This window comes from Streptomyces sp. NPDC050610 (genome assembly GCF_040654875.1).
Taxonomy (GTDB): domain Bacteria; phylum Actinomycetota; class Actinomycetes; order Streptomycetales; family Streptomycetaceae; genus Streptomyces.
Genome location: NZ_JBFAIV010000009.1, coordinates 234,259 through 250,358 on the forward strand (window position 1 = coordinate 234,259; position 16,100 = coordinate 250,358).

13 protein-coding genes are annotated in these 16,100 nt (G+C 70.6%); 3 read left to right on the top strand and 10 right to left on the bottom strand.

What is annotated here, in order from left to right; all coding sequences use genetic code 11:
* Positions 1-170: 170 nt before the first annotated feature.
* The 3 genes from AB0I22_RS14560 to AB0I22_RS14570 all read right to left on the bottom strand — a co-directional run bounded on the left by AB0I22_RS14560 (position 171) and on the right by AB0I22_RS14570 (position 4,643).
* Positions 171-932: an NUDIX domain-containing protein gene (locus AB0I22_RS14560; protein ID WP_363131084.1), complete on the bottom strand. Its 762-nt coding sequence runs from the start codon at positions 930-932 to the stop codon at positions 171-173.
* A gap of 89 nt (positions 933-1,021) precedes the next feature.
* Positions 1,022-2,962: a glycogen debranching N-terminal domain-containing protein gene (locus AB0I22_RS14565; protein WP_363131134.1), complete on the bottom strand. Its 1,941-nt coding sequence runs from the start codon at positions 2,960-2,962 to the stop codon at positions 1,022-1,024.
* A gap of 217 nt (positions 2,963-3,179) precedes the next feature.
* Positions 3,180-4,643: a DUF4192 domain-containing protein gene (locus tag AB0I22_RS14570; protein ID WP_363131085.1), complete on the bottom strand. Its 1,464-nt coding sequence runs from the start codon at positions 4,641-4,643 to the stop codon at positions 3,180-3,182.
* A gap of 144 nt (positions 4,644-4,787) precedes the next feature.
* Here AB0I22_RS14570 and AB0I22_RS14575 point away from each other — a divergent pair, with 144 nt between their 5' ends.
* Positions 4,788-6,953, top strand: coding sequence for a RecQ family ATP-dependent DNA helicase (locus AB0I22_RS14575; protein ID WP_363131086.1), 2,166 nt, complete (start codon positions 4,788-4,790; stop codon positions 6,951-6,953).
* 220 nt (positions 6,954-7,173) lie between these two features.
* Positions 7,174-7,827, top strand: coding sequence for a hypothetical protein (locus AB0I22_RS14580; protein WP_363131087.1), 654 nt, complete (start codon positions 7,174-7,176; stop codon positions 7,825-7,827).
* Between the two features lie 102 nt (positions 7,828-7,929).
* Here the strand turns inward: AB0I22_RS14580 and AB0I22_RS14585 are convergent, their stop codons facing one another.
* The 5 genes from AB0I22_RS14585 to AB0I22_RS14605 form a co-directional block, all read right to left on the bottom strand.
* Entirely contained in the window at positions 7,930-8,604 is a 675-nt protein-coding gene (locus AB0I22_RS14585) for a hypothetical protein (protein ID WP_363131088.1), read from the bottom strand.
* A 58-nt stretch (positions 8,605-8,662) separates the two neighbouring features.
* Positions 8,663-9,364: a ribonuclease HII gene (locus AB0I22_RS14590; protein ID WP_363131089.1), complete on the bottom strand. Its 702-nt coding sequence runs from the start codon at positions 9,362-9,364 to the stop codon at positions 8,663-8,665.
* Positions 9,365-9,476: 112 nt separating this feature from the next.
* Complete coding sequence (locus AB0I22_RS14595) at positions 9,477-10,367, bottom strand: ADP-ribosylglycohydrolase family protein (RefSeq protein WP_363131090.1); 891 nt, start codon at positions 10,365-10,367, stop codon at positions 9,477-9,479.
* 10 nt (positions 10,368-10,377) lie between these two features.
* Positions 10,378-11,037: a histidine phosphatase family protein gene (locus AB0I22_RS14600; protein ID WP_363131091.1), complete on the bottom strand. Its 660-nt coding sequence runs from the start codon at positions 11,035-11,037 to the stop codon at positions 10,378-10,380.
* 75 nt (positions 11,038-11,112) lie between these two features.
* On the bottom strand, positions 11,113-11,718 hold the full coding sequence (locus tag AB0I22_RS14605; protein ID WP_363131092.1) for a YdbC family protein: 606 nt from the start codon (positions 11,716-11,718) through the stop codon (positions 11,113-11,115).
* A 138-nt stretch (positions 11,719-11,856) separates the two neighbouring features.
* Between AB0I22_RS14605 and AB0I22_RS14610 the strand changes: the two genes are divergently transcribed.
* Entirely contained in the window at positions 11,857-12,387 is a 531-nt protein-coding gene (locus AB0I22_RS14610; RefSeq protein WP_363131093.1) for a TerD family protein, read from the top strand.
* Between the two features lie 159 nt (positions 12,388-12,546).
* Here the strand turns inward: AB0I22_RS14610 and AB0I22_RS14615 are convergent, their stop codons facing one another.
* Positions 12,547-13,053, bottom strand: coding sequence for a DinB family protein (locus tag AB0I22_RS14615; RefSeq protein WP_363131094.1), 507 nt, complete (start codon positions 13,051-13,053; stop codon positions 12,547-12,549).
* A gap of 126 nt (positions 13,054-13,179) precedes the next feature.
* The gene (locus AB0I22_RS14620) at positions 13,180-16,053 is read right to left on the bottom strand and encodes a vitamin B12-dependent ribonucleotide reductase (RefSeq protein WP_363131095.1); all 2,874 of its coding nucleotides are present in this window, start codon (positions 16,051-16,053) and stop codon (positions 13,180-13,182) included.
* Between the last annotated feature and the right edge of the window lie 47 nt (positions 16,054-16,100).

Here is a 16,100-nt window from a genome sequence, read left to right on the forward strand (position 1 = left end):
GTTATGCCCCATTTGTTGCGTAGTCAGCGCCTCCCGGCGCTACCCGTGTCCGATCCCCCACCCGCACCGCCCACTCCCGCCCCACCCCGGGAGCCCCGCGCAACCTCTCCGCCGCACCGGCTGCACCGCCTCACCTCCGGCCGGCACCCCTCAGGCCCGCCATCGGGGCGTCAGGCGTCAGGCCGCAGCATCGGAGGATTCAGCAGGGGCGCACCTCCCGCCCGGAAAAGCTGCGCCGGCCGACCGCCCTGACGTGTCGTCGTCCCGCCCGTCGGCACCAGGAAGCCCGGCGTGCCGGTCACCTTGCGATGGAAGTTGCGAGGGTCCAGCGCGACGCCCCACACCGCCTCGTAGACCCGGCGCAGTTCTCCCACCGTGAACTCCTGCGGGCAGAAAGCAGTGGCCAGCGACGAGTACTCGATCTTGGACCGGGCCCGCTCCACACCATCCGCCAGGATGCGGGCGTGGTCGAACGCGAGCGGGGCCGCCTGCTCCCCGTCCCGGCCGAATCCGCTCTCCTGATCGAGCAGATCGTCCACCGGCGCCCAGCGCACACTGCGCGCGTCTCCCCCGGCCCGGGGCGCGGGAAGGTCCGGGGCGAGCGCCAGGTGGGCGACGCTCACCACCCGCATCCGGGGGTCGCGCTTGGGGTCGCCATAGGTCCCCAGTTGTTCGAGGTGCGCGGCATTGGCGGGCACGGTGCCCGCGGGATCCTGCGCGAGCAGCCCGGTCTCCTCGGCCAGCTCTCTCGCGGCGGCGGCACCCAGGTCCTCGTCGACGCGCACGAAGCCGCCCGGAAGGGCCCAGCGTCCTTGGTAGGGCGGCTCACCACGGCGGACAGCCAGGGAACACAGTGCGTGCCGGCGCACGGTGAGCACGACCAGGTCGACAGTTACAGCGAAGGGCGGGAAGGCCGACGGGTCGTAGGGCATGACGCGATCATAGTCGTCTGCTTGACGATAAACAGGCCCCTGAGCGTCGTCCTCTGGCGGCTGATCGGACTGTACGAGGCGCATACCGTTCAGCCCCCCAATTGCAGACCGTCGGCGGCTTCCTCGACCATGCCCAGGCCGAGCCTGCTGATGCGTACGGCGAAGGGCTGCTCTGCCACGCGCAACCCCGTGAACTGCAACGCACCGAGTGGAGCGGTGTGCATCGGACGGACCGCCACGGTCCCGGCCGGTACGTCCGGGAGCACCCCCGCGGGCGTCGTGAGCAGCCGTACTGCCGCCGCCGAGGCGACCGCGGCCGGACGGCACGCGGCCGGGTGCGGCAGTGGGGCGCTCCCCGAGGTGCGCTGTTCGCCCGCGTACATCTCGGGGAGCCGATGGGCAAAGGTGGCGGCGGCGTTGAGGACTCCGCACAGCAAGGAGCCCGCTTCCTTCTCGTATCCGGCGGCGGCCAGCCCGGCGACGGCCACGGCCGTCTCATGGACGCGCACGGCACCGCTCCGATGGCCGAACGGGTTGTATCCGGGCTCCCTGGCGGCGAGGGTGCGCAGCCCCCACCCGGAGTCGAGGGCCGGGCCGCCGAGGAGCCGGGCCAATTGCCCCGTCTGGACCTTGTCGAGCAGCCCCACCGCGTAGGCGCCCTCGCCCAGCAGGCCCGTGTCGAGGAGGTGGGAGGCCGTCGCCCCCAGTCGCGTCATCGCGCTGCCGTTGGGCATCCGAACCGCTGCCGGCCGCCCGCCACCCCGGTCCTCGACCCAGAACTCCTCGCGGAAGCGGCGGCGCAGATCCGCCGCCCATTCCCGCCAGCCCGATGCTCCTGGACGGCCGTACGCGTCCAGGAGGTCCGCACCGAGCAGCGCCGCCCGGTGCGCGTGCGCCTGTGCCTCGCAGCGGTACGGACCGCCGGGCGACGGGTCCGCGAGGTAACCGCGGTCCCCCACCGCGTTGCGCAGCCACAGCAGGCAGCGTTCGGCCACCGACAGCAGTGGTTCGGCGTCCTTGTCGGGCAGGCCCCACCGGCGGGCCTCGGCCAGGACCGTGGGGAACAGCAGGGTGGCCTCGACACCCGTGCAACTGGGTGGCAGATGTGGCCCGGCATGCCGCATCGCACCGGGGATGCGGCCGCCCTCCGGCCCCCGCCCTCCCAATTGCGTACGGGCCAGGGTGCGCAGTGTCCCGGCGGCGAGGCGCACCCCCAGCGGCAGTGTCATACGGGCCGCCCATAGCGCTTCTGCGGGGGCGAGGCCGCAGCGCCAGGGAACACCCGCCGCGGGGTAGGCGTCGCCTGGCCGGCGGGGGTCGCGCAAGAGCAGCGCCCCGAGATCGTCCACGGCGATGCGGAGCAGAGTCTCAACCCTTGTGTCGTCGCCCGTGACTCGCGTAGGCCCCCAGAGCGGAGCGCCGCCGCGTCCTCGTGGGGCGGCCCCGGCAGCAGGCCCCCGCGGCGGCCCGATCCGCGTCTGATCGGACCACTCCAGCCGTACCTGGAGTTGGATGCTCCGCGATCCGCCGGGCGGCACTTCCAGCTCCCAGCAGAGCAGTCCCGCCGATGCCAGCGTGTCCTTGGGCGCAGGTTCGGCCGTGACGACCGCGTGCAGGCCCGGCGTGGACCAGCGCATGCCGCTGTCGTGTACGCAGGCGGGGAGTTCGGGCCCGGTATGCCCGGCGGCGGCCGCGCCGAGCTCGGCCAGGTCGGTGCCCAGGGAGACCTCGATCGGGAGCCTGAGAACGCGGCCGGCGGTGCTGTGCACCGTGATGCGTTCGGTGCCGTCGGCGTGGCGCAGCCGTTCCACGGTGACGGACGGGTCCGGTCCTGAATCGGCCATCGTGCGCACCGTGCCCACGAATCGGACTTGGTCCGAGCCGAGGAGCCGCGCCTGCACGGGCAGCGGCTCCGCTCCCGCGACACGCAGACGACACCGGGCCAGGACCCTTCGGCCCGAACGGTAGAAGCCGTGGAGTCCTTGGCCGGAGAGCTGGCCGTGTTCGGCGGAGATGGCCAGGGACGGCATGGCCACACAGATCAGCGCCGTGTGTACGGGTTGTGGTTCCGCGCGACTCGCGCCGGGCCGAGCCGGTGCGGTGGGACGGCGGGCCGGCTGACCGATGGGGACCATGCCTTGCACTGGGTGCGCTCCCTGGGGACGTGTCGGACCTGATGAGGATCGCGGCCACTGATATGAACGGCGCGGTCGTCGCGCAGGACACGGTGGACGGATCTGTGAGGTGTTACTGGGCGCTGCGGGCGCCGCGCTGTCCATCCTTGCCTCGTACACGCGGCTTGCCGGCGGCCCCGGCGGTTTTCCCGGGTCCGGTGGGCCCGGCAGGCCCGGTCGTACCACCGGACCCAGCCGCACGAGCCGCTCCGACCGCTCGGCCGACGGCCGTCGTGCGGGCGGGCCCAGTCGTACGAGCAGCCGTCGCACGGGGAACGGCCGTACGAGCGGAGGTCGCAGGCCCGCCCTTGGGCCGCGGCCGACGACGACGCCCGTTCGCGGAGGCTTCGTCAGCGGTGGCCGCACGCTCCAGCTCGGCGTGGACCGCCGTGTGCACCGCGCGGTCGGCGCGCTCCTTGCGCAGGCAGTTTCGCAGCGTCTCGGGGTCCAGCCCGTCATTGCACGCCTGGAAGAGGAGATGCGCGAAGAGATAGTCGGGGTCGATACGCAGGGCTCGGCTGAACGCCACCCTCGCCTCCGGCCCTTCGCCGACCGACCACGCGACCCAGCCCGCGAGCGCGAGCGGTGCCGCGCCGTACTCGGTGTAGGAACCCACACAGCGGCGGGCGAGGGCGCGCCAGACTCGCAGCGCGGCTTGGCCGTCCGGTCCTTCCATCCATTCCGCCGCCTGGTCCCGCGTAGTCCTGTCCTGCAGCCCGATGATGATCGTGGCGGCTTCGTCGTGGCTGAGTAGCGTGTCGTCGTGCGCGTCGGACTTCATGGGGTGCGCGAGAGGCGGTGTGTCCCGGAATCGGCCCAGGACCAGACGCAGGACGTCCAGCGTCTCCTCTCGCACCGCTTCACAGCCCCCGCCGTCGAGGATCCGCGGTAGGAGCCGGCCTCCCGCGGCGTCCAGCGCGCGTTCCTGCTGGGGTACGGATTCCCCGGTCATCGGTGCGAGTCGCGCCTCCATTTCCTTGAGTGTGCCGCGCACCCGCATGCCGACATAGGCGGCGGTGGCGGCCATCGCCGAGGTGCCGGGCAGTGCCATCGGTACTCCTTCCGGCGGGCAGCAGCGGCTGTCGGGGCAGCAGTAGGACCAGAAGCGGCCGTCCGAGATGCACAGTGCCTCGTACACGGGCACCTCAAGCTCGCCGCACGCGATGCGCAAGCGCTGGGCGAGCGGGCGCAGCCGCTCCATCACGGCCCTTCCGGACTCCCCTGGCGCGGGGTCCTGGCAGAAGAACAGGACGATGCCGTCGGGTCGGGTTCCGCGCTTTTCGCAGTTGGTCACGAGGGTCTCGGCGAGTTGGTCGCACACGTCCGGCCACTCCTCGCGGGTACGGGGGAGGCCGAGCCTGAGCCGGCCGCCGAGGCGGCCGCGCTCACCGTGCAGTGCGGCCATCACCACGCTGTCATCCGGGTGAAAACCCACCAAAAACGGCAGGGCGTCGGCGAGTTCGGCGGCGCTGCGGAGCGTGATCTGCTGCTCGGTCGGCGCGGCGGAACGGCGAGTTGATTCGTTGCGCTTCGTCATGGCCAGACCGTCCCGCACATTTGTCAAGCCTCGCCAGCCCTGTGGATAAGTCGCAGATTGTCTTACTTATTCTGTGGATGAAAGTTATCCACAGGTCTCGCGACTCGTTCGCGCATTGTCGGTGGCCTCGTGTTGCATGGGGGCATGAGCAACGAAGACCTCCGCGCCGCAGCCGACACCGTCCTGTCCCGTCTCGTCGGAGACACGACAGGCCGGGCGAAGCTGCGCGAAGACCAGTGGCGGGCGATCGAAGCGCTGGTCGCGGACCATCGCCGGGCGCTGGTCGTGCAGCGCACCGGCTGGGGCAAGTCCGCGGTGTACTTCGTCGCGACCGCGCTGCTGCGACGGCGCGGCAGCGGACCGACGGTGATCGTCTCACCGCTCCTCGCGCTCATGCGCAACCAGGTGGAGGCGGCCGAGCGCGCGGGGATTCGCGCGCGCACGATCAATTCGGCCAATACCGAGGAGTGGGACACCGTCCAGGCGGAGGTCGCCGCGGGTGAGGTGGACGTCCTGCTGGTGAGCCCGGAGCGGCTGAACAACCCCGATTTCCGCGACCAGGTCCTGCCAAAGCTCGCCGCGGCCACCGGGATGCTGGTCGTCGACGAGGCGCACTGCATCTCCGACTGGGGCCACGACTTCCGGCCCGACTACCGCCGGCTGCGCACCATGCTCGCCGAGCTGCCGCCCGGCGTCCCCGTCCTGGCCACGACCGCCACCGCCAACGCGCGCGTCACAGCCGATGTCGCCGAACAGCTCGGCACGGGCGAGGGGGCCGCCGAAGCCCTCGTGCTGCGCGGACCGCTGGACCGGGAGAGCCTGAGCCTGGGCGTTCTGCAACTGCCCGACGCCGCACACCGGTTGGGCTGGCTCGCCGACCACCTCGACGAGCTGCCGGGCTCCGGGATCATCTACACCCTCACGGTCGCCGCCGCCGAGGAGGTGACGGTGTTCCTCCGCCGCCGAGGTCACACCGTGGCCTCGTACACGGGAAAGACCGAGAACGCGGACCGGGTCCAGGCCGAGGAGGATCTGCTCGCGAACCGCGTCAAAGCCCTGGTCGCCACCTCCGCCCTGGGCATGGGGTTCGACAAGCCGGACCTCGGCTTCGTGGTGCACCTCGGCTCGCCTTCCTCCCCCATCGCCTACTACCAGCAGGTCGGCCGCGCCGGTCGCGGGGTCGAGCACGCCGAGGTGCTGCTGCTGCCCGGCCGGGAGGACGAGGCCATCTGGAAGTACTTCGCCTCGCTGGCCTTCCCCTCCGAAGAGCAGGTGCGTCGCACGCTCGACGTGCTCGCGGCATCGGACCGGCCGGTGTCCCTGCCCGCTCTCGAACCACGCGTCGACCTGCGGCGGTCGCGCCTGGAGACCATGCTCAAGGTCCTCGACGTGGACGGCGCGGTCCACCGGGTGCGCGGCGGCTGGACCGCCACCGGCCGGCCCTGGACCTACGACGCCGAGCGGTACGCGTGGGTGGCGCGGCAGCGCGAGGCCGAGCAGCAGGCGATGCGCGAGTACGCCGCGACGACGGCCTGCCGAATGGAGTTCCTGCGGCGGCAGTTGGACGATGAGCAGGCGGCGCCGTGCGGCCGGTGCGACAACTGCGCGGGGGCACGGTTCGCCACCGATGTCTCCGACGCCTCGCTGGACGCGTCGCGGGGCGAACTCGGACGGCCCGGTGCCGAGCTCGAACCCCGGCGAATGTGGCCGACGGGGATGCCTGCGGTCGGCATCGAACTCAAGGGCCGCATTCCGGCCGGCGAACAGGCCGCCACCGGGCGGGCGCTCGGGCGTCTCTCCGACATCGGATGGGGCAATCGGTTGCGGCCGCTGCTCGCTCCCCAGGCCCCGGACTGCCCGGTCCCCGACGACGTGGCCGACGCGGTGGTCACCGTGCTCGCCGACTGGGCCAAGGGCCCGGGTGGCTGGGCGTCCGGCGCACCGGACGCGCCGGACCGGCCGGTGGGCGTCGTCACCATGGCCTCGCGCACCCGGCCCGAACTGATCCGGACACTCGGCGAGCGCATCGCGACGATCGGCAGGATGCCGCTGCTCGGCAGCGTCGTGTACCGCGACACGGAAGCGGACACCCATGTGCCGCGCACCAACAGCGCCCAGCGGTTGCGGGCGCTGGACGGCGCGCTGACCGTGCCGCCCGCGCTCGCCGAGGCGCTGGCCGGGGCCGGGGGCCCGGTCCTGCTCGTGGACGATCTGTCCGATACAGGGTGGACGCTCGCGGTGGCCGCTCGGCTGCTGCGCCGGGCCGGGGCCCCAGGGGTCTTCCCCCTGGTCCTCGCGGTACAGGGGTGAACGCGCGTGGCGGGCCCGCGGTTCGGGAAGGAGTGTAGGGAGCGCGGCGTCAAATACCGGGCACAGGCGCGGATTGCTCGTTGCCGCCCGCCGACACGGCCGCGAGAATTGACCCCGTTCCCCGCCCCTGCCCATTCACAACCCGCTGGAGCCGCGGGGCGGCGCGTGCCCGTGCCGGACGCCTCATCCGGACCGTGTGCGCACAGACGAAGGGAGGAAGGTGACCTTCGGCTTCGCTCCGCCCCCGTCCGCCGCTTCCTCGTCCCGGCTGGGCAGGATGCTCGAACCCGCCGAGTGGGCGGCGGCAGGCATACCCCTGCTGCGCAATCCCCGCGAACTCGTCACCAGCCTCCACTCGCGTCATCTGCCCATCCCGCGCACGGCAGTCGTCGCGGTCCTCGACCCGGAGCAGCACCTGGCGGCCAGCGCGTCGTTCGCCCGGCGGGCCGCCGAGGCGGACGGCTGGGAGTTCCGCAACGCGCTCCTCACTCAGCTGCGGAGGATCATCCCGCACGATCTGCGGCTACGAGCTCCAGTCCGCACCGCCGTGTTGCTCTACTGCCGCGAGGGCGAGGCCCGTTGGACGGAGGAGGACGGTGCGTGGTTGTGGGGGCTGCGGGACGCCTGCACGCTGCACGGGCTGCGCTGCGGCGCGTACATCACGCTCACCAGGACCGGGTGGCAGGTTCTGGGCGAGGGGCGGGGCGGTAAGCGGCCGCACTCCCACTCCACCGCGAGTCAGGACGGATCCCGCGGGGACGGGAGGGACTGGGGCGACGAAGGCAGCGAAGGGGAGGATGCAGAGGACCTGAGCGAGCCGGTGGCCTCTGGGAGTGGAGTTCCGGAGGCGCTGCGCGGTACGGCCGTCCGCTGAGCAGCGGTATGGGGGCCGTGGTCCGTATACGAAAGCATCGGCCGGCCGCCTCCTGGTTCGGGGACGGCCGACCGACGATCCGCTGATACGGGTTGCCGCGTACTAGACGCTCGTGGAGATCACGGCGTTGATGCGCTGCGGGTCGCCGCAGATGATCAGCAGCACACCGGCGCGAGCCATCGCGGTCGGCAGCGCGCCGGACACGACTTCGTCCGCACCGCCGTTGACGGCGACCACCACGACCGGGCGGGTCGTGGCCCGCTCGGCGGCGGCGACCGCGTAGAAGACATCGTCACCGGCGTCGTGCTGCGCCCAGTAGGACGCCTCGCCGAAGGACAGCTCGTGCGCCGCCCACGGGTGCGGGTCTCCGGTGGTGAGCACCAGGATCTCGCCGGGTGCCCGACCGGAGTCCAGCAGCAGGTCGACGGCTTCGTCGGCCGCGTCCAGCGCTCCCTCCACGGAGGCGGGGATCAGCTGGATCTGCGGTGCCGCGGAAGCGGCCGGGGCGGCCGCGTCGGCCACAGCGGTCGTGGCGGCCTGGGAGGCGGTGGCGGCTTCGGCGGCCGGAGCGTTCACCGCCGCATCGCGCGGGGTGCGCTGGGACGGGGCCGTGGCCGAACTCCGGCTCGGGCCCGGAACACCGGGCCGCTTCGGGGCCGGACGGGGGCCAGGACCAGGGACAGGACGGGGGGTCGGCGCGGTGCGGCCGGCGGCCGGAGTAACGCGGGGACCCGGGACACTCTCGTGAATCTGAGGCTCCTCGGGGATGAGAGGCATGGGCTGATGTTAATCAAACGCCGGTGCGGGTCGCGTCGGCGGGTGGCGGTCGGGCCGCTCAGAAATCGAAACCGAGCTGGCCACTGGCCTCCAGAGCAGCAGTTTCCGGGGCGCTGCGGGCCCGCTTTAGGTGCCGCCATCGGGGCAGCGCGTCCAGATACGACCAGGACAATCGGTGGTACGGGGTCGGGCCCAGCTCGGCCAAGGCGGCCTGGTGCACCGGCGAGGGGTATCCGGCGTTGTCGACGAAGGCGAAATCCGCGTGGTCGACGCCGAGTTCGGCCATCATCGCGTCCCGCGTGACCTTGGCGATGACGGAGGCCGCGGCCACGGCGATGCAGGACTGGTCGCCCTTGATGACCGTACGCACGCGCCAGGGTGCTCCGAGGTAGTCGTGCTTGCCGTCGAGGATCACCGCGTCGGGCCGTACGGGCAGCGCCTCCAGGGCTCGCGCGGCGGCCAGCCTTAGGGCGGCCGTCATGCCCAACTCGTCGATCTCCTGCGGAGAGGAGTGGCCGAGCGCGTGCGCGGTGACCCAGGTCCGCAGCTCCGTGGCGAGCGCTGTGCGGCGCTTGGGGGTCAGCAGCTTGGAGTCGGTGAGTCCGGCCGGGGCGCGGCGCAGTCCGGTGACGGCGGCGCACACGGTGACGGGGCCGGCCCAGGCGCCGCGTCCGACTTCGTCGACTCCGGCGACGGTCTTGGCTCCGGTGGTGGCACGGAGCGAGCGCTCGACGCTGTGGGTGGGCGGTTCGTACGGCATGGCGCGAGCAAGCGTACGCCCCTTGAGCCGTGGTGTCCGCCCCCGGTACCGGTCTGATCCGGCCCCGGGGGCGGGAACGTGACCTGATCGACGCGTTCGCGGGCTCGGGCGGTCAGTTTTCCGCGGTCGGGAGCCAGTCGGGCAGCGGTTCCACGCGCTCCAGCCACCCGGCCGGCGGGGCGCCCCGCTCCCCTGCCGCGACCACCCCGCCGACGATGGCGCAGGTGGTGTCCACGTCCCCGCCCACCTGGGCGGTGGTCCAGAACGCCGTCTCGAAGGAATCGAGGTTGCGGGCGGCGGCCCACAGGGCGAAGGGCACGGTGTCGTGGGCACTGGTGCGGCGGCCGCAGCCGAGGACCGCGGCCACGGTGTGTGCGTCGTCGTAGTCGAGCATGCCGCGGGCCCGGCGCAGTCCGGCCTGGACGGCGCTGCGCGGTACGAGATCGACCACGGAGTCCAGCAGGTCGCCCGGGCTCGGCGGCTCGGGGGCGGCGGCCAGGGAGGCCGCGGCGGCCACGGCCATCGCCCCGGCCACGGCCTCGCGGTGCTGGTGCGTGGTGTAGGCCGAGATTTCCGCTTGATGCGTGGCCTGTTCCGGATCATCCGCGTACCAGGCGCCCAGCGGGGCGATCCGCATGGCCGCGCCGTTGCCCCAGGAGCCCTGGCCCTGGAAGAGGCCGGAGGCGAGTTCGCGCCAGTCGCCGCCTTCGCGGACCAGACGCAGCATCCGGTTCACCGCGGGGCCGTAACCGCGGTCGAAGTCGTGGTGGACGGCGAAGGAGCGGGCCAGGGCATCCTGGTCGACGCGTCCGTACTCGAACAGGACTGCCACCACTGAGCAGGCCATTTCGGTGTCGTCGGTCCACTGCCAGGGGGCGGGCGGCAGTTCGCGGCGCTTGAGGGACGGGTAGTTGGCGGGCACGAAGAACTGGGAGCCGAGGGCGTCGCCCAGGGTCAGCCCGCGGAGGCTCGCGCGGGAGCGGGAGGAACGGTCAGCGGTCATCGCAGCGACTCTAACCCGCGATGCCGTACGGCTCCGGGGTGCACCAGTGCTCGAAGGGGCGGTCAAGGTGGTAGCGGCCGTCGTCGCCGAGGAGCAGGACGCGGGACTCGGCGTTGCCGGGGTTCGACAGGGACTCGAATTCCGCGACGCTCCAGTGGAGCCACCTCATGCAGAAGAGTCGCATGGTCAGCCCGTGGGTGACGAGCAGGACGTTCGGCGGGTGGGAGGGGTCCTCGAAGCTGCGCCACAGGCTTTCCAGGAAGGCTCCGACCCGGTCGTACACGTCGGCCCCGGACTCGCCCTGGGCGAAGCGGTAGAAGAAGTGCCCGTACGCGTCGCGGTACGCCTTCTGCTTGCGCACGTCGTCGCGGTCCTGCCAGTTTCCCCAGTCCTGCTCGCGCAGCCGCGGCTCTTCGCGGACCCGGACCCGGGAGGCGTCGAGGTGGAACGACTGGAAGGTCTGGTGAGTGCGCCGGTAGGGCGAGACGTACGCGGACACGCGCTCGTCGCCGAAAGTCGCGCGGAGCTCCGTGCCGGCCTCCTCGGCCTGCTTGCGCCCGGCCTCCGTCAGGCTCAGAGCGTGATCGGGTTCTCGTTCGTACACCGTGTCGTCGACATTCCCCTCCGATTCTCCGTGCCGGATGAGGACTATGCGCCGGGGCCGTGCCATGCACTCCAGCCTAGATCGAGTGGCGGCGGCCTGCCTCATACAGCCCGCGGACGGGTGCCACAGGGGCGGGAGGCGTCAGACGGTCCAGGAGGGCTCGATGGTGACGACGTCCCCGGCTATCGCCGTCATGTCCGCTTCGATCTGCGTCCTCGACGCCAGCCGCTCGACCCGGTCCGTGCGGTATTTGCCGTGTTCGGCCTGGGAGTCCCACATCGACAGCACCAGGAACTCGCCGCCGGGGGCCTGGCCGAACGATCCCCGCAGCATGCCCGGGGAGCCGGCCATCGCCGGGTTCCACACCTTTTCCTGCATCAGGGTGAAGTGCTCCACCCGTTCCTCGTGGACCCGGCAGTGCGCGACGCGCACCACGTCCGCGTCCGCGAAGTGCGGCCGGAACCCGACTTTCACATCGATTTGGTGCTCGAAAAGCCGGACTTGCAGGTCTTTGTACGTGCCTGCTTGCGCGGCCGCCAGCCTGTCGTGCGAACGCGCCATGAACGAGTCGTAGAACGACCGGCTCTCCCAGAACGCGAAGAGATGCGCCACGTGCGGGCGCCCCCTGCTCCAACCTCCGCCCTGACCCCGGAACCCCGGTTCCCCTAGCAATCCCGCCCATTTCCGCTGCCCTCGCTCGAAACCGCGGCGGTCCACCACGGTGCAGCGAATCCACTTGACCAGCACGGCGCCATCGTACGGCGCTGGCAGTGGCCCGTATCACGCCTTGGGGCGCCGAAGCCGTCCGGGCTCCCCGCCGCGACAGGAGTGGCAACATGGTCAACCAGCGCTGGGTCCTGGGCAGTTACGAGGAAGGGACGTCCAATGAGCGGCCTCAACAAAGGCATCGAGAAGGTCAAGGTGACGCTGAAATGGGACCCGAGCCCCTCCGGCTCACCCGCCAACGACCTCGACATCATCGCCGCGACCTACTCCGCGGACACCCCGCACGGCAAGCCCGCGTACCTCGTGCACTTCGACAGCCGGTCGCCGGACGGCACGATCACCCTCAACCGGGACAGCCGGACCGGCCAGGGCTTCGGGTCGGATGAGGTGATGACGCTGGAGCTCGACCGGCTGGCGCCCGTATATACGCGAGTGGTCGTGGGCGTGGCCATTCAGCAGCGCGAGGGCCGGAAGACGTTCGGCGACGTCACGAACACCGGAATAGAAATCCTTGAGGGGTATACGGTATTGTCGGAAAACGATTTCTCCGCAGTACCCGAATCGACCGCTTCCACGGTTGCCGAATTCACCCGGGACGCTTCGGGAAAATGGAAATTCCACGAGTCCGCCCGAGGGTTCGACGCCGACCCGACCTCTTTCGCTGCGACGATGGGCGGCAGTAACCTCTAACGCGGCGCTGACCTGGGAAGACGTAACGATGTGGTGGCCGGTCCGCTCAATCCGGCCACCCCGTCGACAGCATTGCCCTCGATTTTCCGATCTCTGGGCCTCCTCACCCTTACCGGGCCCCGGATCTTCAAAGCCCTTCAGCCTTCAGCGCTTGAAGACTTAAGCACCCACAGTCCCGTCGACTCCCTCCCTCAAGAAGTCGGCGTGACCATTGTGCCGGGCGTACTCGTGTATCAGATGCAGCATTACCAGTCGCAGCGACACATGCTCGTCCCACCGTGGCTGATAGCCGGTGATGTCGAGGGATTCCGCCTCCCGCTCGATCCGCCGCGCGTGCTCGACCTCCGTCTGCCAGGCGTCGAACGCTACCGACCGCGTGGCTCCGCTCGCGTCGTAGGCCTCCTGGAAGTCGCCCTCGGCGGACCATACGCAGGGGATATCCTCTTTGTTGATCACCCGGCGGAACCACACGCGCTCCACCTCGGCCATGTTCCGCACCAGCCCGAGCGGTGAGAGCGTCGAGGGGGGCATCGACTGACGGCGCAGTTCCTCGTCGCCGAGGCCGTCACACTTCATGGCGAGGGTCGCGCGGTGGAAGTCGAGATAGGCGCGCAGCGTCTCCCGCTCGCCGCCGGTCAGGGGCGGGCTGATCCGTTCGGTAGTCATCGCAGGAGTGTAAGCGGCGCCAGCAGCCATGCGATCGGCCATGGGTAAGGGGCGTCGGCCATTGGCCGACGCCCCTTACCCATCACACGTCACATCGGGCGGTGTGCCGCCCGACGCGGCTGCGAATCAGCTGCAACCGCTGGTCGAACCGCAGCCCTCGCACAGGTAGCAGCTGCCCGCGCGGCGCATCTTGGTGCCGCAGGAGAAGCAGAGCGGAGCGTCGGCGTTGAGGCCGAGCTGCATCTCCACCAGTTCGGTGCTGTTGTGCGCCTGCTTCGGGGCCGGGGCCGCGGTGACCTCGACCACCTCGGACGCGGACGTCGCGTCCTTGGGCGCCTCGACGTGGCGGGGCGCGGACTGGGCCAGGCTCTCCACGTCCACCTCGTCGTCGTTCGGCTCGTACGAACCCGTCTCCAGGTGGCGCTGGCGCTCGCCCGCGGAGTGGATGCCGAGCGCGGAGCGCGTCTCGAAGGGCAGGAAGTCCAGCGCCAGGCGGCGGAAGATGTAGTCGACGATCGACTGCGCCATCCGCACGTCCGGGTCGTCCGTCATGCCGGCCGGCTCGAAGCGCATGTTGGTGAACTTGGAGACGTAGGTCTCCAGCGGCACGCCGTATTGCAGGCCCACCGAGACGGCGATCGAGAAGGCGTCCATCATGCCCGCCAGGGTCGAGCCCTGCTTGGACATCTTCAGGAAGACCTCGCCCAGCCCGTCGTCCGGGTAGGAATTGGCGGTCATGTAGCCCTCGGCGCCGCCCACCGTGAAGGAGGTGGTGATGCCGGGACGGCCCTTGGGGAGGCGCTTGCGGACCGGGCGGTACTCGACCACCTTCTCCGTAACGGGCTCCTCGGCCTTGGCCGCCTCCTTCTTCTTGGCGGAGAGCGGCTGGCCGACCTTGCAGTTGTCGCGGTAGATCGCCAGGGCCTTGAGGCCGAGCTTCCAGCCCTCGTAGTAGACCTCTTCGATCTCCTCGACGGTGGCCGCCTCGGGGACGTTGACGGTCTTGGAGATCGCGCCGGACAGGAACGGCTGCGCCGCCGCCATCATCCGCACGTGGCCCATGGCGGAGATCGACCGGTCGCCCATGGCGCAGTCGAAGACCTCGTAGTGGGCCGGGTCGAGGCCGGGGGCGTCGACGACATTGCCGTTCTCGGCGATGTGGGCGACGATCGCCTCGACCTGCTCCGGCGCGTAGCCGAGCCGCTTGAGCGCCTTGGGGACCGTGTTGTTCACGATCTGCATGGAGCCGCCGCCGACGAGCTTCTTGAACTTGACCAGGGCCAGGTCCGGCTCGACGCCCGTGGTGTCGCAGTCCATCATCAGGCCGATGGTGCCGGTCGGCGCGAGCACGGATGCCTGCGCATTGCGGAAGCCGTTCTTCTCGCCGAGCCGGATGACGTCCTGCCACGCCTCGGTGGCCGCGGCCCATACCGGGGTGTCCAGGTCGTCCACGCGCTTGGCGGTGCCGTTGGCGTCCGCGTGCTGCTTCATGACGCGCTTGTGGGCGTCGGCGTTGCGGGCGTAGCCGTCGTACGGGCCGACGACCGAGGCGAGCTCGGCGGAGCGCCGGTACGAAGTGCCGGTCATCAGCGAGGTGATGGCACCGGCCAGGGCGCGGCCGCCGTCGGAGTCGTACGCGTGGCCGGTGGCCATGAGCAGGGCGCCGAGGTTGGCGTAGCCGATGCCCAGCTGGCGGAAGGCGCGGGTGGTCTCGCCGATCTTCTCGGTCGGGAAGTCGGCGAAGCAGATGGAGATGTCCATCGCGGTGATGACCAGCTCGACGACCTTGGCGAAGCGCTCGGCGTCGAACGACTGGTTGCCCTGGTCGTCGTCGCGCAGGAACTTCATGAGGTTGAGCGAGGCGAGGTTGCACGAGGAGTTGTCCAGGTGCATGTACTCGCTGCAGGGGTTGGACGCGGTGATGCGGCCCGACTCCGGCGAGGTGTGCCAGTGGTTGATGGTGTCGTCGTACTGGATGCCCGGGTCGGCGCAGGCCCAGGCGGCCTCGGCCATCTTGCGGAAGAGCGACTTGGCGTCGACCTCCTCGATGACCTCGTTGTCCATACGGCCCCGCAGGCCGAACTTCGAGCCGGTCTCCACGGCCTTCATGAACTCGTCGTTCACGCGGACCGAGTTGTTGGCGTTCTGGTACTGGACGGACGTGATGTCGTCGCCGCCCAGGTCCATGTCGAAGCCGGCGTCGCGCAGCGCGCGGACCTTCTCCTCTTCCTTCACCTTGGTCTCGATGAAGGCCTCGACGTCGGGGTGGTCGACGTCGAGCACGACCATCTTGGCCGCGCGGCGGGTGGCGCCGCCCGACTTGATCGTTCCTGCGGAGGCGTCGGCGCCGCGCATGAAGGAGACCGGGCCGGAGGCGTTGCCGCCGGAGGAGAGCAGCTCCTTGGAGGAGCGGATGCGGGAGAGGTTCAGGCCGGCGCCGGAGCCGCCCTTGAAGATCATCCCCTCTTCCTTGTACCAGTCCAGGATCGAGTCCATGGAGTCGTCGACGGAGAGGATGAAGCAGGCGGAGACCTGCTGCGGCTGCTTGGTGCCAACGTTGAACCAGACCGGCGAGTTGAAGCTGAAGACCTGGTGCAGCAGCGCATAGGTCAGCTCGTGGTCGAAGATCTCGGCGTCCGCCGGGGAGGCGAAGTAGCCGTGCCGCTCGCCGGCCTCGCGGTACGTGCGCACCACACGGTCGATGAGCTGCTTCAGGCTGGCCTCGCGGTCGGGAGAGCCGACCGCGCCGCGGAAGTACTTGCTGGTGACGATGTTGACCGCGTTCACCGACCAGGAGTCGGGGAACTCGACGCCACGCTGCTCGAAGTTGATCGAGCCGTCGCGCCAGTTGGTCATGACGACGTCACGGCGCTCCCAGACCACCTCGTCGTACGGATGCACGCCGGGGGTGGTGTGGATGCGCTCGATACGCAGACCCTTGCTCGCCTTGGTTCCCTTCGAACGGGAGCCACGTGCCGGGCCACTCGCCGTCTCTGTCATTCCGCCTCCCTGTACGGGCAAAACGCCCTAATGCGCCCATTTCTTCC

Excerpts from the sequence above, each read along its gene's own strand:
- AB0I22_RS14560 (WP_363131084.1), bottom strand. The coding sequence starts at position 932 with ATGCCCTACGACCCGTCGGCCTTCCCGCCCTTCGCTGTAACTGTCGAC.
- AB0I22_RS14600 (WP_363131091.1), bottom strand. The coding sequence starts at position 11,037 with ATGGCACGGCCCCGGCGCATAGTCCTCATCCGGCACGGAGAATCGGAG.
- AB0I22_RS14585 (WP_363131088.1), bottom strand. The coding sequence starts at position 8,604 with ATGCCTCTCATCCCCGAGGAGCCTCAGATTCACGAGAGTGTCCCGGGT.
- AB0I22_RS14620 (WP_363131095.1), bottom strand. The coding sequence starts at position 16,053 with ATGACAGAGACGGCGAGTGGCCCGGCACGTGGCTCCCGTTCGAAGGGA.
- AB0I22_RS14570 (WP_363131085.1), bottom strand. The coding sequence starts at position 4,643 with ATGACGAAGCGCAACGAATCAACTCGCCGTTCCGCCGCGCCGACCGAG.
- AB0I22_RS14575 (WP_363131086.1), top strand. The coding sequence starts at position 4,788 with ATGAGCAACGAAGACCTCCGCGCCGCAGCCGACACCGTCCTGTCCCGT.
- AB0I22_RS14590 (WP_363131089.1), bottom strand. The coding sequence starts at position 9,364 with ATGCCGTACGAACCGCCCACCCACAGCGTCGAGCGCTCGCTCCGTGCC.
- AB0I22_RS14610 (WP_363131093.1), top strand. The coding sequence starts at position 11,857 with ATGAGCGGCCTCAACAAAGGCATCGAGAAGGTCAAGGTGACGCTGAAA.
- AB0I22_RS14565 (WP_363131134.1), bottom strand. The coding sequence starts at position 2,962 with ATGCCGTCCCTGGCCATCTCCGCCGAACACGGCCAGCTCTCCGGCCAA.
- AB0I22_RS14595 (WP_363131090.1), bottom strand. The coding sequence starts at position 10,367 with ATGACCGCTGACCGTTCCTCCCGCTCCCGCGCGAGCCTCCGCGGGCTG.
- AB0I22_RS14615 (WP_363131094.1), bottom strand. The coding sequence starts at position 13,053 with ATGACTACCGAACGGATCAGCCCGCCCCTGACCGGCGGCGAGCGGGAG.